This is a genomic window from Pantoea sp. X-Soil-ISGK-259 (assembly GCF_059730705.1).
The window spans coordinates 3,251,041-3,267,343 of record NZ_AP035986.1 but is presented as its reverse complement, the minus strand read 5'-3'; the positions used below and the strand labels follow the sequence as shown (position 1 = coordinate 3,267,343).

Here is a 16,303-nt window from a genome sequence, read left to right as displayed (position 1 = left end):
AGACGATCTGGTGGCGGACATTGCTACCGTATTTCACTGGCCGCCTTCCGTGACCGAGTCCATGACGCTGACAGAGGTTCTTGAGTGGCGGCACAAAGCAATCCTGCGACACAGGGCCAGCGATGAGTGATAAAAATCTGCGTTTGCAGGTTGTACTGGGCGCGGTCGATAAGCTGACGCGCCCCTTCCGCAACGCCCGCGACAGCACGCGAGAGCTGGCTGGCACGCTGCGCGACACGCGCAACACCCTCAAGGCGCTGGACGCACAGGCCGGGCGCATTGACGGCTTTCGTAAAACCCGCTCACAGCTTGCCATCACCGCAAATAACCTGAAGGCCGCGCGTGAAGAAGCGGCGCGACTGGCCGTGCAGTTTACGGAAACAAACAAGCCCACAGCTGCACAGGCCCGCGTGCTTGAGCAGGCAAAAAACCGCGCCAGCCAGCTGCAGCAAACTTACAACGGACTGCGCCTGTCAGTGCAGCGTCAGCGTGAGGCGCTGGGTGCTGCCGGTATCGACACGAAGAAACTGAGCCAGGCACAGCGCGAGCTGAAAAGTCAGTCGGACGAGGCGCGCGCCGCCATTGACCGGCAGCAGCAGTCGCTTAAAAAGCTGGGAGAACGGCAGGCAAAGCTGAGCGCCGTACGTGAGCGATATTCCCGATCACTTGAGGTGCGCGATCGCGTGGCCGGCGCCGGTGCGGCAACGTCTGCCGCCGGGCTGGCGATGGTTGCGCCTGTTGCTGCTGCCGTGCATGCATCAGCGGCAATGGAAGACGCCATGAAGGGCGTGGCAAAGCAGGTTAACGGGCTGCGCGACGACAAAGGAAACCGCACAAAACAGTTCTATGACATGCAGGCCGCCATCAAAGCCGCCAGTGAGCAGCTGCCGATGGAAAACGGCGCGATTGACTACGCCGCGCTGGTTGAGGGCGGCGCGCGCATGGGCGTGACGAACCAGAACGACTCCTATGAGGACCAGAAACGCGACCTGATGGCCTTTGCCACCACGGCGGCGAAGGCGTCAACCGCGTTTGAGCTGCCTGCCGGTGAGCTGGCCGAAGGGCTGGGCAAGATTGCGCAGCTGTACAAAATCCCCACGCGCAACATCGAGCAGCTGGGCGACGCGCTGAACTACCTGGACGATAACGCCATGTCCAAAGGGGCGGACATCATTGATGTGCTGCAGCGTATGGGTGGCGTGGCCGACAGGATGAACTTCCGACAGGTAGCGGCGCTGGGTTCAACATTCCTGACGCTGGGCGCCACCTCTGAGATTGCGGCCAGTTCCGCTAATGCCATGGTGCGCGAGCTGTCTATAGCCACGATGCAGAGTAACCGGTTTATGGATGGCATGGACCTGCTGAAACTGGACCCGGCAAAAATTGAAAAGCAGATGACCACGGATGCGATGGGCACCATCATGCGCGTTCTGGAAAAGGTTAAAAAACTGCCGGACAGCAAGAGAGTGCCCGCGCTGACGATGCTCTTTGGCAAAGAGTTCGGCCCTGCAGCGGCAAAGCTTGTCAATAACATGCCGGAACTGCGCAGGCAGCTGACACTGACACAAGGGAATGCTGCAAAAGGTTCGATGCAGAAAGAATCTGACATTAACAAGGACTCACTTTCCGCACAGTGGATGCTGACCAAAACCGGCGTATCAAACACCATGAGCGGCCTGGGCGATTCACTGCGCACGCCGCTGATGGACATCATGAATATGGTGAAGAAAGTCACTGGCGTGACCCGCCGCTGGGTGGAAAATAACAAGGAACTGGCGGGCACACTGGTAAAAGCGGCGGCAGTTATATCGGTTATTGTGCTGGCGCTGGGTACGTTCATGATCGGCCTTGCGGCAGTGCTGGGGCCGATGGCGCTGCTTCGACTCAGCTTTAACGTGCTGGGGATAAAAGCATTCAGCGCCTTCGGACTGATTAAAAGTGGCATCGGCATCCTGGGAAAAAGCGTGCTGGGGCTGGGGCGGCTGATGATGGCAAACCCTATTCTGGCCGTTATCGGGCTGATTGCCGCCGGGGCGCTGCTTATCTGGCAGAACTGGGACACGCTGGGGCCGAAACTTGCCGCGCTGTGGGACGGCATCAGCACAAAGGTCAGCAGCGTCTGGAACGCGATTCGCTCCTATATCAGCACAAAGTGGGGAGAGATTGTAGCCGACGCGAAGGCGCTGCCCGCACGGTTTCAGGAGGCCGGTTCACAGATGATTGACGGCCTGATGGCGGGCATCAGTCAGAAGTGGGAAGCCATCAAAAACAAGCTGTCGTCACTGACCGACTACCTGCCGGACTTTCTGAAGCCGGGCGGCGATAAGTCCGGCGGGCCGCAGCTGCCGCAACCGGCGACAGTAAAAACGGGCGGTGGTGTATCCCTGCCGCCGGGCGGGTTCCCCGGATTTGCGGGCATGTACGACAGCGGCGGCTTTATTCCGTCCGGGCAGTTCGGCGTTGCCGGTGAGAACGGGCCGGAACTGGTCAGCGGTCCGGCGAACGTGACCAGCCGCCGGAGCACCGCACGGCTGGCAGCACTGGCTGCGCTGACGCTGGGCGGTGCCGGAGCGACGGCGGAGGCTAAGCCGCTGCACCCGCTCAGCCTGCCGGTTCAGGCGTACCGGCAGGAAGCACCGCGCATGAGTGGCAGTGCTGCACAGGGAGCTGCGCCGCAGATTCACGCCTCCTTCACCATTGTGCAGCAGCCGGGGCAGAGCCAGCAGGATCTGGTTGATGAGGTGATGCGCAGGATAGAGGCAAAAGAGCGGCAGGCGCAGGCCCGCGCCCGCAGCAGTTACCGGGACAGGGGAGGGTTTGAGTAATGATGATGACGCTGGGCTTATTTGTTTTCATGCTGAGGACGGTGCCCTATCAGGAGCTGCAGTATCAGCGCAGCTGGCGTTTCCCGTCAAACAGCCGCGTGGGCGTGAGGCCATCGCTGCAGTTCTTAGGCCCGGACAACGACACGCTGACGCTTTCCGGCGTGCTGCTGCCGGAGATTACCGGCGGCAGGTTGTCGCTGTTCGCGCTGGAGCAGATTGCGGAGCTGGGCCGCGCGTGGCCGCTTATCGAGGGCAGCGGGACGATTTACGGCATGTTCGTGATTGAAAGCCTGAGCCAGACCAAGGCGGAGTTCTTCAGCAGCGGTGTGTGCCGCCGCATCGAATTCACGCTGACGCTGAAGCGCACCGATGAATCGCTGGGCGAGATGTTTGGCAGCCTCAGCGATCAGCTGTCTGCCATGCAGGGCGCAGCCGAAACCGCCGCCGGTAAGGTGAGCGCCGCAGCGGGAGGATTATTTTCATGATGACCAGCCCGTGGATTAACGGCCAGCAAAATTCCCCCGCATTCCGTCTGACGATGGACGGGGCAGACATCACGCAGAAGCTGGAAAAGCGCCTGCTGAGCCTGACGCTCACTGATAACCGGGGCTTTGAGGCGGATCAGCTGGACATCGAGCTGGACGATGCGGACGGCCAGCTGCAACTGCCGCGCCGGGGCGTCGTGCTCTCGCTGTCGCTGGGCTGGCAGGGAGAGGCGCTTTTTCCGAAAGGCAGCTATGTGGTTGACGAAATCGAGCACAGCGGCACGCCTGACCGCCTGACGCTGCGGGCACGCAGCGCGGACTTCCGGCAGACCCTGAACACGAAGCGGGAGAAGTCCTGGCACAAAACCACCGCAGGCGAAATTGTCCGGGACATCGCCGGACGCCATAAGCTAAAGGCGGCAATTGGTGAAGACATGGCCGCCGCAGAAATTGACCATCTTGATCAGACCAACGAATCAGATGCCAGCTTTTTGATGCGCCTGGCTAAACAGTGTGGCGCAGTCGCCTGCGTCAAGGACGGCAATCTGCTGTTTATCCGGCAGGGGCAGGGGAAGACGGCAAGCGGTAAGGCACTGCCGGTGATCACCCTTCAGCGCAGGGACGGGGACAGCCACCGCTTCACGCTGGCGGACCGCGACTCTTACACCGGCGTGATCGCCAGCTGGCTGCACACCCGCGAACCGGCAAAGAAGCCGGTGGCGAAGGTGAAGCGCAGGCGACGTAAAACCACGGCGAAGAAGAAGAAAGAGCCGGAGGCGAAGCAGGGGGATTACCTGATCGGCACGGATGAAAACGTGCTGGTACTGAGCCGCACTTACGCAAACCGGGGCAACGCAGAGCGTGCTGCCAAAATGCAGTGGGAACGCCTGCAGCGCGGTGCTGCGACGTTTTCTATTCAGCTGGCAAAGGGGCGCGCGGAGCTATATACGGAAATGCCGGTGAAGGTTAGCGGGTTCAAGCAGCAGATTGATGCCGGGGAATGGATCATCACAACGTTGACGCACAGCCTGAGCGCCGATAGTGGATTTACTACCAGTATCGAACTGGAAGTCAAAATTGACTCATTAGAAATGGAATAACACTTTCAAAAGTACTCAAAAGCATTACAATCCATCGGAAAGTTCGTAAAAGAGTTCAACTGCGAGGTGTATCAAATAATGATGAATTGTCCAATATGCGGGAATGCGGCTCATACTCGCAGCAGCACTCAGATCTCTAAGGAAACTAAAGAGCGTTATAACCAGTGCCAGAATATCAACTGCAGTTGCACCTTTAAGTCTTTAGAAACTGTGTCATCAATCATAATGACTCCGGGTGATGTGAAGCCAGTGCCTCCGCATCCAGGCAGAAATCATCAGCAAATGCTTTGGCTATAAAAAAAAGCGAAAAAAAACACCCGCAAATGCGGGTTTTTTTCTGCCTGAAAGTTAAGAATTGTGCCGCCATTTTGCCGCCAATCAAAAATAAAAAAATGTATATTATATTGAAAAATAACAATATTTCATGCTGCACTCAAAATAGACCGATTTTCATGCAGATAACACTCTGTAAATACTGGCTTTGGCGCAATTGTACCAGAAGCGCTGCTGAATCAGGCATAATGAGCATGATTTTACACCAGACGGCGGAGACAACGTGCAGGACAGCGATCTGACAGAACAGTTTCTTGATGCGCTCTGGATTGAACGCAATCTGGCGCAGAATACTCTCTCCTCTTATCGTCAGGATCTTCAGACGCTGACCGGCTGGCTGGCGCATCATCAGCTAACGCTGCTCAGCGTGACGCCACTGGATCTGCAGCAGTTCCTGGCCGAAAGGCTGGAGGGCGGTTACAAAGCGACAAGCTCAGCGCGGTTGCTCAGCGCCATGCGTCGCCTGTTCCAGTATCTTTATCGCGAAAAGCTGCGACCGGACGATCCGAGCGCACTGCTGTCCGCGCCAAAACTGCCGCAGCGTTTGCCGAAAGATCTCAGTGAAGCGCAGGTCGAACGACTGTTGCAGGCGCCGAATATCGATATTCCGCTGGAGCTGCGCGACAAAGCAATGCTGGAGCTGCTCTACGCGACCGGCCTGCGTGTCTCCGAACTGATTGGCCTGACGCTCAGCGACATCAGCCTGCGGCAGGGCGTTGTCCGGGTTATCGGTAAAGGCGATAAAGAGCGGCTGGTGCCTTTAGGTGAAGAAGCGGTTTACTGGCTGGAGCAATATATGGAACATGGTCGTCCGTGGCTGCTCAATGGGCAGACGCTGGACGTGATGTTTCCCAGCAATCGGGCGCAGCAGATGACGCGCCAGACCTTCTGGCATCGCATCAAGCATTACGCCACGCTGGCGGGGATCGACAGCGAAAAGTTATCGCCGCATGTAATGCGTCATGCCTTTGCGACCCATCTGCTGAACCACGGTGCGGATCTACGTGTCGTACAGATGCTGCTGGGACATAGCGATCTCTCCACCACCCAAATTTATACGCACGTCGCCACTGAGCGCCTGCGTCAGTTGCATCAACAACACCATCCGCGAGCCTGATTCGCGGCCATAAGGATAAAAATGAACAAGCATTTTGCCATGCTGGCCCTGTTAGCCAGCGCCTTTTCCGGTCTCGCACAGGCCGATGACAGCGCCATTCAGCAATCCCTTAAAAAGCTCGGTCTGAACCAGACGGAGATCAGTCCATCCCCGCTGCCTGGCTTTAAAACCGTGCTGTCGGAAAGCGGCGTGCTCTATGTTACCGATGACGGCAAACATATGATCCAGGGCCCGCTCTATGACGTCAGCGGCAAACAGCCGGTCAACGTCACCAACCAGCTGCTGGACAAAAAAGTCGAGGCGCTGGTGCCGGAGATGATCGTCTACAAAGCCCCGAAAGAGCAGCATGTGATCACCGTCTTCACCGACATCACCTGTGGTTACTGCCACAAGCTGCACGAGCAGATGGCGGACTACAATGCGCTGGGCATTACCGTGCGCTACCTGGCGTTTCCGCGAGAGGGACTGAATGGTCAGATCGAACCGGCAATGAAGGCGATCTGGTGCAGCGCTGACCGCAATAAAGCGTTTGATGAGGCGATGAAAGGCAATGCGCCGAAGATGGCCGCACCAGACAGCTGCAAAATCGATATTTCTCAGCATTACAAACTGGGCGTGCTGTTTGGCATTCAGGGCACCCCTGCGATGCTGACTGACACCGGCATGATGATCCCGGGTTATCAGTCGCCGCAGGAGCTGAAGCAGGTGCTGGACAATCAGAAGCGTGGTGGTTAATCGGTGGTAAAACAGGAAGTGGAACTGCGTCGCCGTGAGGTGACGGTTGACGATGCGCTACCGGCCACGCTGCCGCCGTTGCTGAAGCGGCTCTATCTGCAACGCGGCGTGCGTGACGCCGCAGAGCTGGAGCGCGGTGCGAAAAACCTGCTGCCTTACCAGTCTTTAAGCGGAATTGAGAGTGCAGTGGAACTGCTGCATCAGGCGCTGCTGGATGGGCGTCGCATTATGGTGGTGGGCGACTTTGATGCCGATGGCGCGACCAGTACCGCGCTGACTGTCATGGCGCTGCGCAGCATGGGCGGCGGCAACGTGCAGTATCTGGTCCCTAACCGCTTTGAAGATGGTTATGGCCTTAGCCCGGAAGTGGTTGAGCAGGCGCGTGCGCGCGGCGCGGCGATGATCCTGACCGTCGATAACGGCATCTCCTCCCACGCTGGCGTTGATTTTGCTCATCAGCACGGGATTCCGGTGCTGATTACCGACCACCATCTGCCCGGCGAGACCTTACCCGCCGCTGAGGCGATCGTGAATCCCAATCTGCCGGACTGCAACTTTCCCTCGCGCGCGCTGGCGGGCGTGGGCGTCGCGTTCTATCTGATGCTGGCGCTGCGTGCCCATCTGCGCACTAAGGGATGGTTTGGCACCACCCGCACGGAACCGAATCTGGCGGAGATGCTGGATCTGGTCGCGCTTGGCACGGTAGCCGATGTGGTGCCGCTCGACGTCAATAACCGCATTCTGGTGTGGCAGGGGCTCAGCCGCATCCGTGCCGGAAAATGCCGGCCAGGCATCCGCGCGCTGCTGGAGATTGCTAATCGCGATGCCCGTCAGCTGGCGGCCAGCGATCTCGGCTTTGCGCTGGGACCACGACTCAACGCTGCAGGCCGGCTCGACGATATGTCGGTGGGCGTTGCGCTGTTAATGACCGACGATCTCAGCCAGGCACGCATGCTGGCCAGCGAGCTGGACGCGCTGAATCAGACGCGTAAAGAGATCGAGCAGGGCATGCAGAGCGAAGCGCTGGCGCTGTGTCAGGCGCTGGAGCGCGAGCAGCGCGATCTGCCGCTGGGGCTGGCCTTCTATCATCCCGAATGGCATCAGGGCGTGGTGGGGATTCTGGCGTCACGTCTTAAAGAGCGCTTCCATCGTCCCGTGATTGCCTTTGCGCCAGCAGGCGACGGCACGCTGAAGGGGTCGGGCCGCTCGATTGCCGGACTGCATCTGCGCGATGCGCTGGAGCGTCTGGATACCCTGAATCCTGGTATGATGCTAAAGTTTGGCGGTCACGCCATGGCAGCCGGCTTATCGCTGGAGACCGCACGCTACGAGGAGTTTCGTCAGCGCTTTGCTGACCTGGTCGGTGAGTGGCTGGATGGCGAATCGCTGCAGGGCATCATCTGGTCAGATGGCGCCCTGCAGCCGCAGGAGTTTTCCCTGCAGACCGCCGAGATGTTGCGCGAAGCCGGGCCCTGGGGCCAGGCGTTCCCGGAACCCGCTTTTGACGGCAAATTTAAGCTGCTGCAACAGCGGCTGGTGGGCGAGCGACATCTTAAAGTCATGGTCGAGCCGCTGGACGGCGGTCCGCTGATCGACGGTATCGCCTTTAATGTCGATACCACGCTGTGGCCCGACAGCAGCATTCGTCAGGTTGAGCTGGCCTATAAGCTGGATATCAATGAGTATCGCGGTAACCGCTCGGTGCAGCTGATCATCGACCATATCTGGCCGCTGAACTGAGTTAAACAGGGTGCGCGCGTCTCCGGTTACGGCAGATGCGCGACCGCCCGATTGTTTTCTGCGTTATTCTGCTGCGCGTGAGGATGTCACCGCGATCCGATAAGCAAATGCGACACGTCACGCAACCCCGGCATCAGCCCGCTGTCTCAGCGCTACAATCTGCCGCCAGTTTCGGGTAAACTTGTGCGTTAATTTTCCTGTCCCATCGAACATAAGAAAGACGCCAAAGCCATGTTTGAAATTAACCCGGTCAAAAACCGTATTCAGGACCTCAGTGAGCGCAGCGACGTTCTTCGGGGGTATCTTTGACTACGATGCCAAGAAAGAACGCCTCGAAGAAGTAAACGCCGAGCTGGAACAGCCCGATGTCTGGAACGAACCTGAGCGCGCTCAGGCGCTGGGCAAAGAGCGCTCCTCGCTGGAAGCGATCGTGCAGACGCTGGATCAGATGTCGCAGGGCCTGGAAGATGTGCAGGGTCTGCTTGAACTGGCTGTAGAAGCGGAAGACGAAGAGACTTTCGACGAAGCGGTTGCCGAGCTGGATGTCCTTGAGGGCAAGCTGGGCGAACTGGAATTCCGCCGCATGTTCTCTGGCGAGTATGACAGCGCCGACTGCTATATCGATCTGCAGGCGGGTTCCGGCGGCACCGAAGCGCAGGACTGGGCCAGCATGCTGATGCGTATGTATCTGCGTTGGGCCGAAGCGAAAGGCTTCAAAACTGAAATTATCGAAGAGTCTGAAGGTGAAGTTGCAGGCATCAAGTCTGTCACTATTCGCGTGTCAGGCGACTACGCTTTTGGCTGGTTACGCACCGAAACCGGCGTGCATCGCCTGGTGCGTAAGAGCCCGTTTGACTCCGGCGGTCGTCGTCACACCTCATTCAGCTCTGCCTTTATCTACCCGGAAGTGGATGACGATATTGATATCGACATCAACCCAGCCGATCTGCGCATTGACGTTTATCGTGCGTCCGGTGCGGGCGGCCAGCACGTTAACCGGACGGAATCTGCGGTCCGTATTACCCATATTCCAACCGGTACTGTCACCCAGTGTCAGAATGACCGTTCTCAGCATAAGAACAAAGATCAGGCGATGAAGCAGATGAAAGCGAAGCTGTATGAGCTTGAGATGCAGAAGAAAAATGCTGAGAAACAGGCGCTGGAGGACAACAAGTCCGACATTGGCTGGGGAAGTCAGATCCGTTCTTACGTTCTCGATGATGCACGCATCAAAGATCTGCGCACCGGCGTAGAGACGCGTAACACCCAGGCGGTGCTGGACGGCGATCTGGATCGATTCATTGAAGCAAGTTTAAAAGCAGGGTTATAGACATGTCTGAACAACAACCGCAGAGCGCTGATGCCGCCGTTGAGTTAAATAACGAACTGAAAACGCGCCGCGAAAAGCTGAGTGCGCTGCGTGCCAACGGTCTGGCGTTTCCCAACGACTTCCGTCGTGACAGCCTTTCAAACCAGCTGCTGGAAAGCTATGGCGAGAAGAGCAATGAAGAGCTGGAAGCGCTGGATATCGAAGTCAGCGTCGCCGGACGCATGATGACCCGCCGTATCATGGGTAAAGCCTCTTTCGTTACTCTGCAGGATGTGGGCGGCCGGATTCAGCTTTACGTCTCTCGTGACGATCTGGCTGAAGGCATCTACAACGAGCAGTTCAAGAAATGGGACCTCGGCGATATCCTGGGTGCGCGTGGCAAACTGTTCAGAACCAAGACCGGCGAACTGTCGATTCACTGTTCAGAACTGCGCCTGCTGACCAAAGCCCTGCGCCCGCTGCCGGACAAATTCCACGGCCTGGCCGATCAGGAAACCCGTTACCGTCAGCGTTACCTTGATCTGATCGCCAACGAAGAGTCACGCAACACCTTCAAAATTCGTTCGCAGATCATGGCCGGCATTCGCCAGTTCATGGTAGGCCGCGACTTTATGGAAGTGGAAACCCCGATGATGCAGGTGATCCCGGGCGGCGCGTCCGCGCGTCCGTTCATCACCCATCACAATGCGCTGGATATCGACATGTATCTGCGCATTGCACCAGAGCTTTACCTGAAGCGTCTGGTGGTGGGTGGCTTCGACCGCGTGTTCGAGATCAACCGTAACTTCCGTAACGAAGGTATTTCGCCACGTCATAACCCAGAGTTCACCATGATGGAACTCTATATGGCCTATGCGGATTACAAAGATCTGATCGAACTGACCGAAAGCCTGTTCCGTACTCTGGCGCAGGATGTGTTAGGCAGCACGGTCGTGCCTTACGGCGAGCAGGAGTTTGATTTCGGCAAGCCGTTTGAAAAACTGACCATGCGTGAAGCGATCAAGAAATACCGTCCGGAAACGGATCTGGCCGATCTGGAAGACTTTGATAAAGCGGTGGCGATTGCACAATCCCTGCATATCAAAGTGGAGAAGAGCTGGGGTCTGGGCCGCGTCGTGACCGAGATCTTCGAAGAGACGGCTGAAGCGCATCTGATTCAGCCAACCTTCATCACTGAATATCCGGCTGAAGTCTCGCCACTCGCCCGTCGTAACGACGAGAACCCGGAAATCACCGATCGCTTTGAGTTCTTCATTGGCGGTCGTGAAATCGGTAACGGCTTCTCCGAGCTTAATGATGCGGAAGATCAGGCTGAGCGTTTCCTGCAGCAGGTGAATGCCAAAGATGCCGGTGACGACGAAGCGATGTTCTACGACGAAGACTATGTTACCGCGCTGGAACATGGCCTGCCGCCAACCGCCGGTCTGGGTATCGGGATTGACCGTATGGTGATGCTGTTTACTAACAGCCACACGATCCGCGATGTGATTCTGTTCCCGGCACTGCGTCCAGGTAGCAAGTAAGTCTGACTGTTCTCAGAAAAGGCCGGGTATACCGGCCTTTTTTATGTCTGCTGAAAGAGTATGGCCCGGTTCGCTATGAGATCGAGCCTGCTCAGGGAATACGGTCAGAAAAGGAAAGCGTCCCGCGCCAGGGATGGCGCGGGCCGAGCGGTCATGGATGACGGCTTTTGCGTCTTTCCGATCTGACCGTCTTCCCTGCGCGCTTACTTTATCCGTTGCTGTCAGATGCACTCTGATTCGGCGTTGTCAGCACGAAAAAGGCCGGAAGTTCCGGCCTTTTTTACCACTGTCCATTCAGCAAACATCAGGACTTAATCGCCTGATTCAACCAGCTCTGAAAGCGGGAATAGGGCACATAGAGCGCAACGTTTTTATAGAGTGTCTTACCGCTGACATTGTCATTGATGTTATTGCTGTAGCCAATAATCACACCCGCCAGCGTATCATCAGAGGCGTTATAAACCGCACCGCCTGACATCCCTTTCACCACACCCGCATTCGCCGCGACTACAACACAGTCCGGCTTATTCCAGCTGTTCGCCAGCGTGGTATTAATCAGGTTCTGTCCGCTGGAGCTGACCGGCATGGCCGAAATAAAACTGTAGCCATAGAGATTCACCTGGTCGCCAATATGGCTGTTGCGAAAGCTGGGTGGCAGATTCATTTCGCTGTTTTTATGGTAGACCACGGCCAGATCGCATTGCGGATGCCAGGCTTTAACCCGGTAAAGAGAGAACTTCGCCACGTGCGCAGCGGTCAGGCTGTACTCCGGCGTCAGCGGGATGGTAGTACCCAGCGTGCCTAACCCCAGCACGGTAGGAATGCCGGTCACGGTCATATCAACGCGTTTTTCCGCTTCTTTACTGTACTCATAATGCCCCACCGAGCAGCCGGTTAAGCCTAAAACCATTAAGGCTATGAGTCGTTGCATTCTCTCTCCCTGCGTCAGCAGTTGATTACATCACCTGGCAATTCATTAGGGATATATCGGCAACGTTAAGGATTTATTAATTAAATACGCACTAAAAAGCGTAATCGGTTCACGGAGAATGACAACCTGACCCGGGTTCGCGAGGGTCTTTCAGGTAGGGTCCGCAGGCAGAGAAAGAAAGTTGCGACAGGCACAGCGACACGATTATTGCGGCCTCAGCAATAATCCTTTGCTGCATACAGGCTATGTCGTGCACCAGCGCTATGCTGTAATACTCACTGTGACGCAGATCAAAATTAATAAGCGTCGAGGGGCTGCGTGTCCGCGCGGTTCACCTGCAAATGAAACCGGGAGAGTGTTATGCCTGTAGCATTAATGGCGCTGGCGTTAAGTGCGTTTGCCATCGGAACCACCGAGTTTGTCATTATGGGATTGCTGCCGGAGGTGGCGCGTGACCTTCAGGTGTCGATTCCGTCGGCGGGCTGGCTAATCAGCGGCTATGCGCTGGGGGTAGCAATTGGTGCGCCGATAATGGCGTTGCTGACCGCCAGACTACCGCGTAAAAAAACGCTGATTCTGCTGATGGTGATCTTTATTGTCGGCAACCTGCTGTGTGCGCTGGCTTACAACTACAACCTGCTGATGCTGGCCAGAATCGTTACCGCACTCTGTCATGGTGCCTTCTTCGGGATTGGCGCGGTTGTCGCCGCCAGTCTGGTGCCTGCCGGGCGTCAGGCTTCGGCTGTGGCACTGATGTTTACAGGGCTGACCTTAGCTAACGTGCTGGGCGTGCCGCTGGGAACCAGTTTCGGACAGATGTTTGGCTGGCGAGCGACATTCTGGGGCGTGGCGGTGATCGGCGTGCTGGCATTTATCGCCCTGATCGTCAGTCTGCCCAACAACAAACAGGAAAAACCGGTTCATCTGGCGAGTGAAATTGGCGCACTGGCCAACGGCAAACTGTGGCTGTCGCTGCTGATGACGGTGTGCTTTGCGGCGGCGATGTTTGCACTGTTCAGCTACATTGCGCCGCTATTGTTAGAGGTGACGGGCATCAGCGACCGCGGCGTCAGCTGGACGCTGTTCCTGATAGGTGCGGGCCTGACGGTCGGTAACATCCTTGGTGGAAAACTGGCTGACTGGAAAGTCTCCTTCAGCCTGATCCTCAGCTTCTCACTGATTGCCATCTTCTCGCTGCTGTTCAGCTGGACCAGCCATGCGCTGTGGCTGGCAGAGATCACCCTGTTCCTCTGGGCGATGGCAACCTTTGCCACGGTGCCGGGTCTGCAGATTAACGTAGTGCGTCACGGCAAAGAAGCACCGAACCTGGTCTCAACCCTTAACATTTCAGCATTCAACGTGGGTAATGCGTTAGGTGCCTGGGTCGGTGGCGCAGTGATTGGCCGGGGATTCGGCCTGACGGCGGTGCCGGTTGCTGCGGCTGCGCTGGCCGCCATCGGTCTGCTGGTCTGTCTGATTACCTTTCGTAAGTCGGGCCATACGACCGCCAGGGTTCGCGCTTAAGCCAGACGGGCGGCGATTCGCGCCGGAAAGTCAGCCACCTGCTGCTGCAGATGGCTGACAAAGGCATCCACCAGCGCCGACGCAGGGCGGTGCTGCGGTCTCACCAGGCTGACGGTAAACGGAACTGCCACGCTGAACTTACGCATCACCACACCGCTGTCGGCGTAATCCAGCGCCGTCAGCGGATTCACAATCGAAATCCCCACGCCCGCCCTGACCATTGCGCATACCGAAGCGGCGCTGTGTGTCTCCATCACCAGCCGCCGTTCCACTCCCTGCTCCTGAAACAGCGCATCCAGCAGCTGACGATAGCTGTCGCTGCGCGACAGGCTCACATACTTTTCACCCGCAAAGTCGTGCGGCGTCAGCACCTCACGCTGACTCAAGGGGTGATTCTGCGGCAACACGCACACTTCATCACAGGTCAGCAGGGCGAGGCGGTCAGTTCCGGCCGGCGCGTGCTGGGTTTCGGTTAAGCCGATATCGTAGCGCTGCGCCGACAGCCACTCCTCCAGCAGCGGCGACTCCTGCGGAATCACATTCAGACTCACATCCGGGTAACGCTGTAAAAAGGGCTGACACAGCGGCGGCAGCAGCGACTGCGAAAAAACGGGCAGACAGGCGATCGACAGCTCGCCCTGACGAAACTGGCGCAGGCCTTCTGCCGCTTCCATGATGCGGTCCAGGCCATACCAGGAGCGCTGAACCTCTTCAAACAGACGCAACCCTTGCACCGTCGGCTGCAGGCGACCGCGTACCCGCCCGAACAGCTCTAATCCCAGTTGCTGCTCCAGACGTGCCAGCTCCCGGCTCACGGTAGGCTGTGAGGTGTGCAGCAGCGTGGCGGCCTGCGTCAGATTGCCGCTGGTCATCACCGCATGAAAAATTTCGATATGCCGCCAGTTAATGTTTGCCACGCCGTTTATCCATATCAATTCTGCATAGATGCTATTAAAACAGATATTTTTCGCTATGACACGAATCTGGCTTAATGCGGTTAACGCCACAGGAGAATTGTTATGCCACGTTCCTTACAGAATACCGAAACCGCACTCAACGCCACTAACCTGCTGCCACTGGCACGTCGTTATAGTGGACCGTTCTGGGCCTATGATGCGCAGATTATTCAGGCGCGTATTGCTCAGCTGCAGGCCTTTGATGTGGTGCGCTTTGCGCAGAAAGCCTGCTCGAATACGCATATCCTGCGCCTGATGCGCGCGGCGGGCGTGAAAGTGGACTCGGTATCGCTGGGTGAGATCGAACGTGCGCTGGCCGCCGGTTATCAGCCTGGTGGTGATGAGATCGTCTTTACCGCTGATCTGTTCGATCAACCGACACTTGAGCGGGTGACTGCGTTAAAGGTGCCGGTGAATGCCGGTTCGATCGATATGCTGCATCAACTCGGTGCGGTGTCACCGGGACACGCGGTATGGCTACGGGTCAACCCTGGTTTTGGTCACGGCCACAGTCAGAAAACCAATACTGGTGGCGAAAACAGCAAGCACGGTATCTGGCACGGTGACTTAGCCGAGGCGCTGGCAACCATTAAACAGTACGGTCTGCAGCTGGTGGGCATCCACATGCATATCGGTTCAGGTGTGGATTATGCGCATCTGCAGCAGGTCTGTGATGCGATGGTGGAACTGGTGATGGCGTCAGGTCAGGATCTGTCAGCAATCTCTGCGGGCGGTGGCCTTTCTATTCCTTATCGCTACGGTGAAGAGGCGATCGATACGCATCACTATTTCGGCCTGTGGGACGCAGCGCGGCAGCGCATTGCTCAGCATCTGGGGCACGCGGTCAAACTGGAGATCGAACCAGGCCGCTTCCTGGTGGCCGAGGCTGGCGTACTGGTGTCGCAGGTCCGGGCAGTGAAGTCGATGGGCAGCCGTCACTTCGTGCTGGTTGATGCCGGTTTCAGTGATCTGATGCGCCCATCCATGTATGGCAGCTATCACCATATCTCGCTGATGGCGGGCGATGAGCGGGCCATTGATGAGCAGCAGACGATCGACACGGTGGTTGCAGGTCCGCTGTGCGAATCGGGTGATGTCTTTACCCAGCTGGAGGGCGGCATGGTCGAACCGCGCGCGATTCCGGCGGCGAAAGTGGGCGATTATCTGGTGTTCCACGACACCGGTGCTTACGGCGCATCCATGTCTTCTAACTACAACAGCCGTCCGCTGATCCCGGAAGTGCTGTTTGAGCAGGGCCAGCCGCGCGAAATCCGCCGCGCGCAGACGATTGAGTCATTACTGGCGCTGGAAATCAGCTAATCACCTCACTCGGGCGGCGAGGCCGCCGCCTGTCAGCCATAGATCTCTTTGCGCAGCATGATCAATTCCTCTGCCAGCTCGCGGCACAGCATTGCATTCATCAGGTGATCCTGCGCATGCACCAGAATCAGCGTGACCGGTAATTTTCCGCTTCCTTCGTCTGCGCCAATCAACGCGGTCTGGATTTTATGTGCCGCTTTTGCCGCAGTATCAGAGGCTGCCAGCCCGGCATCAGCCCCGGCCCAGTCGCGTTTGCGCGCGCACTGAATCGCCATCATCGCCGACGAGCGTGCTTCTCCCGCATTGATCAGTAATTCCATCATAGTCTGTTCGTAATCCATAACGCCTCCGTTATTGGTATGCCAAATTGGCCTTTTTAATCAT

General features: G+C 57.4%; 15 protein-coding genes. 12 read left to right on the top strand and 3 right to left on the bottom strand.

What is annotated here, in order from left to right; all coding sequences use genetic code 11:
• The first annotated feature begins 10 nt into the window (after positions 1-10).
• The 10 genes from AC6I77_RS15435 (at position 11) to lysS (ending at position 11,188) form a co-directional block, all read left to right on the top strand.
• Entirely contained in the window at positions 11-130 is a 120-nt protein-coding gene (locus AC6I77_RS15435) for a GpE family phage tail protein (protein ID WP_033786692.1), read from the top strand.
• Positions 123-2,825 carry a phage tail tape measure protein gene (locus tag AC6I77_RS15430; protein WP_497817103.1) on the top strand — a complete coding sequence of 901 codons (2,703 nt, stop codon included), beginning with the start codon at positions 123-125 and terminating at the stop codon, positions 2,823-2,825. Before AC6I77_RS15435 ends, AC6I77_RS15430 begins: the two co-directional genes overlap by 8 nt.
• A complete protein-coding gene (locus tag AC6I77_RS15425) occupies positions 2,825-3,310 on the top strand; it encodes a phage tail protein (protein WP_497817102.1) in 486 nt (161 codons plus the stop codon). Before AC6I77_RS15430 ends, AC6I77_RS15425 begins: the two co-directional genes overlap by 1 nt.
• Positions 3,307-4,410 carry a phage late control D family protein gene (locus tag AC6I77_RS15420; protein WP_497817101.1) on the top strand — a complete coding sequence of 368 codons (1,104 nt, stop codon included), beginning with the start codon at positions 3,307-3,309 and terminating at the stop codon, positions 4,408-4,410. Before AC6I77_RS15425 ends, AC6I77_RS15420 begins: the two co-directional genes overlap by 4 nt.
• Before the next feature lie 78 nt (positions 4,411-4,488).
• Positions 4,489-4,707, top strand: a complete 219-nt coding sequence (locus tag AC6I77_RS15415; RefSeq protein WP_437381587.1) for an ogr/Delta-like zinc finger family protein — start codon at positions 4,489-4,491, stop codon at positions 4,705-4,707.
• 259 nt (positions 4,708-4,966) lie between these two features.
• The gene (xerD, locus tag AC6I77_RS15410) at positions 4,967-5,860 is read left to right on the top strand and encodes a site-specific tyrosine recombinase XerD (protein ID WP_003852887.1); all 894 of its coding nucleotides are present in this window, start codon (positions 4,967-4,969) and stop codon (positions 5,858-5,860) included.
• A 21-nt stretch (positions 5,861-5,881) separates the two neighbouring features.
• On the top strand, positions 5,882-6,595 hold the full coding sequence (dsbC, locus tag AC6I77_RS15405; protein WP_003852889.1) for a bifunctional protein-disulfide isomerase/oxidoreductase DsbC: 714 nt from the start codon (positions 5,882-5,884) through the stop codon (positions 6,593-6,595).
• Positions 6,596-6,598: 3 nt separating this feature from the next.
• Positions 6,599-8,335, top strand: a complete 1,737-nt coding sequence (gene recJ / locus AC6I77_RS15400; protein WP_105099880.1) for a single-stranded-DNA-specific exonuclease RecJ — start codon at positions 6,599-6,601, stop codon at positions 8,333-8,335.
• Positions 8,336-8,566: 231 nt separating this feature from the next.
• Positions 8,567-9,665, top strand: a protein-coding gene (prfB, locus tag AC6I77_RS15395) for a peptide chain release factor 2 (RefSeq protein ID WP_099257461.1) whose coding sequence is annotated in 2 segments (ribosomal slippage) — positions 8,567-8,641 and positions 8,643-9,665 — 1,098 coding nt in all. Because the reading frame shifts where the segments join, the coding sequence is not laid out codon by codon here.
• A gap of 2 nt (positions 9,666-9,667) precedes the next feature.
• The gene (gene lysS, locus AC6I77_RS15390) at positions 9,668-11,188 is read left to right on the top strand and encodes a lysine--tRNA ligase (protein WP_003852896.1); all 1,521 of its coding nucleotides are present in this window, start codon (positions 9,668-9,670) and stop codon (positions 11,186-11,188) included.
• A gap of 304 nt (positions 11,189-11,492) precedes the next feature.
• On the opposite strand, the gene AC6I77_RS15385 is transcribed toward lysS, so the two are convergent.
• Positions 11,493-12,119, bottom strand: a complete 627-nt coding sequence (locus AC6I77_RS15385; protein WP_105099879.1) for a serine protease — start codon at positions 12,117-12,119, stop codon at positions 11,493-11,495.
• A 360-nt stretch (positions 12,120-12,479) separates the two neighbouring features.
• On the opposite strand from AC6I77_RS15385, the gene AC6I77_RS15380 reads away from it, so the two are divergent.
• Entirely contained in the window at positions 12,480-13,643 is a 1,164-nt protein-coding gene (locus AC6I77_RS15380; protein WP_003853977.1) for an MFS transporter, read from the top strand.
• Here AC6I77_RS15380 and AC6I77_RS15375 read toward each other — a convergent pair.
• Positions 13,640-14,560 (bottom strand): LysR family transcriptional regulator, encoded by a 921-nt coding sequence (locus AC6I77_RS15375; RefSeq protein ID WP_008925663.1) that lies wholly within the window; start codon positions 14,558-14,560, stop codon positions 13,640-13,642. The two genes, AC6I77_RS15380 and AC6I77_RS15375, sit on opposite strands and share 4 nt — an antisense overlap.
• Positions 14,561-14,662: 102 nt before the next feature.
• On the opposite strand from AC6I77_RS15375, the gene lysA reads away from it, so the two are divergent.
• Positions 14,663-15,919 carry a diaminopimelate decarboxylase gene (gene lysA, locus AC6I77_RS15370; protein WP_187513001.1) on the top strand — a complete coding sequence of 419 codons (1,257 nt, stop codon included), beginning with the start codon at positions 14,663-14,665 and terminating at the stop codon, positions 15,917-15,919.
• Between the two features lie 32 nt (positions 15,920-15,951).
• Here the strand turns inward: lysA and AC6I77_RS15365 are convergent, their stop codons facing one another.
• On the bottom strand, positions 15,952-16,260 hold the full coding sequence (locus AC6I77_RS15365) for a PTS lactose/cellobiose transporter subunit IIA (protein ID WP_140034078.1): 309 nt from the start codon (positions 16,258-16,260) through the stop codon (positions 15,952-15,954).
• Between the last annotated feature and the right edge of the window lie 43 nt (positions 16,261-16,303).

Coding starts and splice junctions, on each gene's coding strand:
- AC6I77_RS15425 (WP_497817102.1), top strand. CDS start 2,825: ATGATGATGACGCTGGGCTTATTTGTTTTCATGCTGAGGACGGTGCCC.
- lysA (WP_187513001.1), top strand. CDS start 14,663: ATGCCACGTTCCTTACAGAATACCGAAACCGCACTCAACGCCACTAAC.
- AC6I77_RS15420 (WP_497817101.1), top strand. CDS start 3,307: ATGATGACCAGCCCGTGGATTAACGGCCAGCAAAATTCCCCCGCATTC.
- AC6I77_RS15365 (WP_140034078.1), bottom strand. CDS start 16,260: ATGGATTACGAACAGACTATGATGGAATTACTGATCAATGCGGGAGAA.
- AC6I77_RS15380 (WP_003853977.1), top strand. CDS start 12,480: ATGCCTGTAGCATTAATGGCGCTGGCGTTAAGTGCGTTTGCCATCGGA.
- AC6I77_RS15385 (WP_105099879.1), bottom strand. CDS start 12,119: ATGCAACGACTCATAGCCTTAATGGTTTTAGGCTTAACCGGCTGCTCG.
- lysS (WP_003852896.1), top strand. CDS start 9,668: ATGTCTGAACAACAACCGCAGAGCGCTGATGCCGCCGTTGAGTTAAAT.
- AC6I77_RS15415 (WP_437381587.1), top strand. CDS start 4,489: ATGATGAATTGTCCAATATGCGGGAATGCGGCTCATACTCGCAGCAGC.
- dsbC (WP_003852889.1), top strand. CDS start 5,882: ATGAACAAGCATTTTGCCATGCTGGCCCTGTTAGCCAGCGCCTTTTCC.
- AC6I77_RS15430 (WP_497817103.1), top strand. CDS start 123: ATGAGTGATAAAAATCTGCGTTTGCAGGTTGTACTGGGCGCGGTCGAT.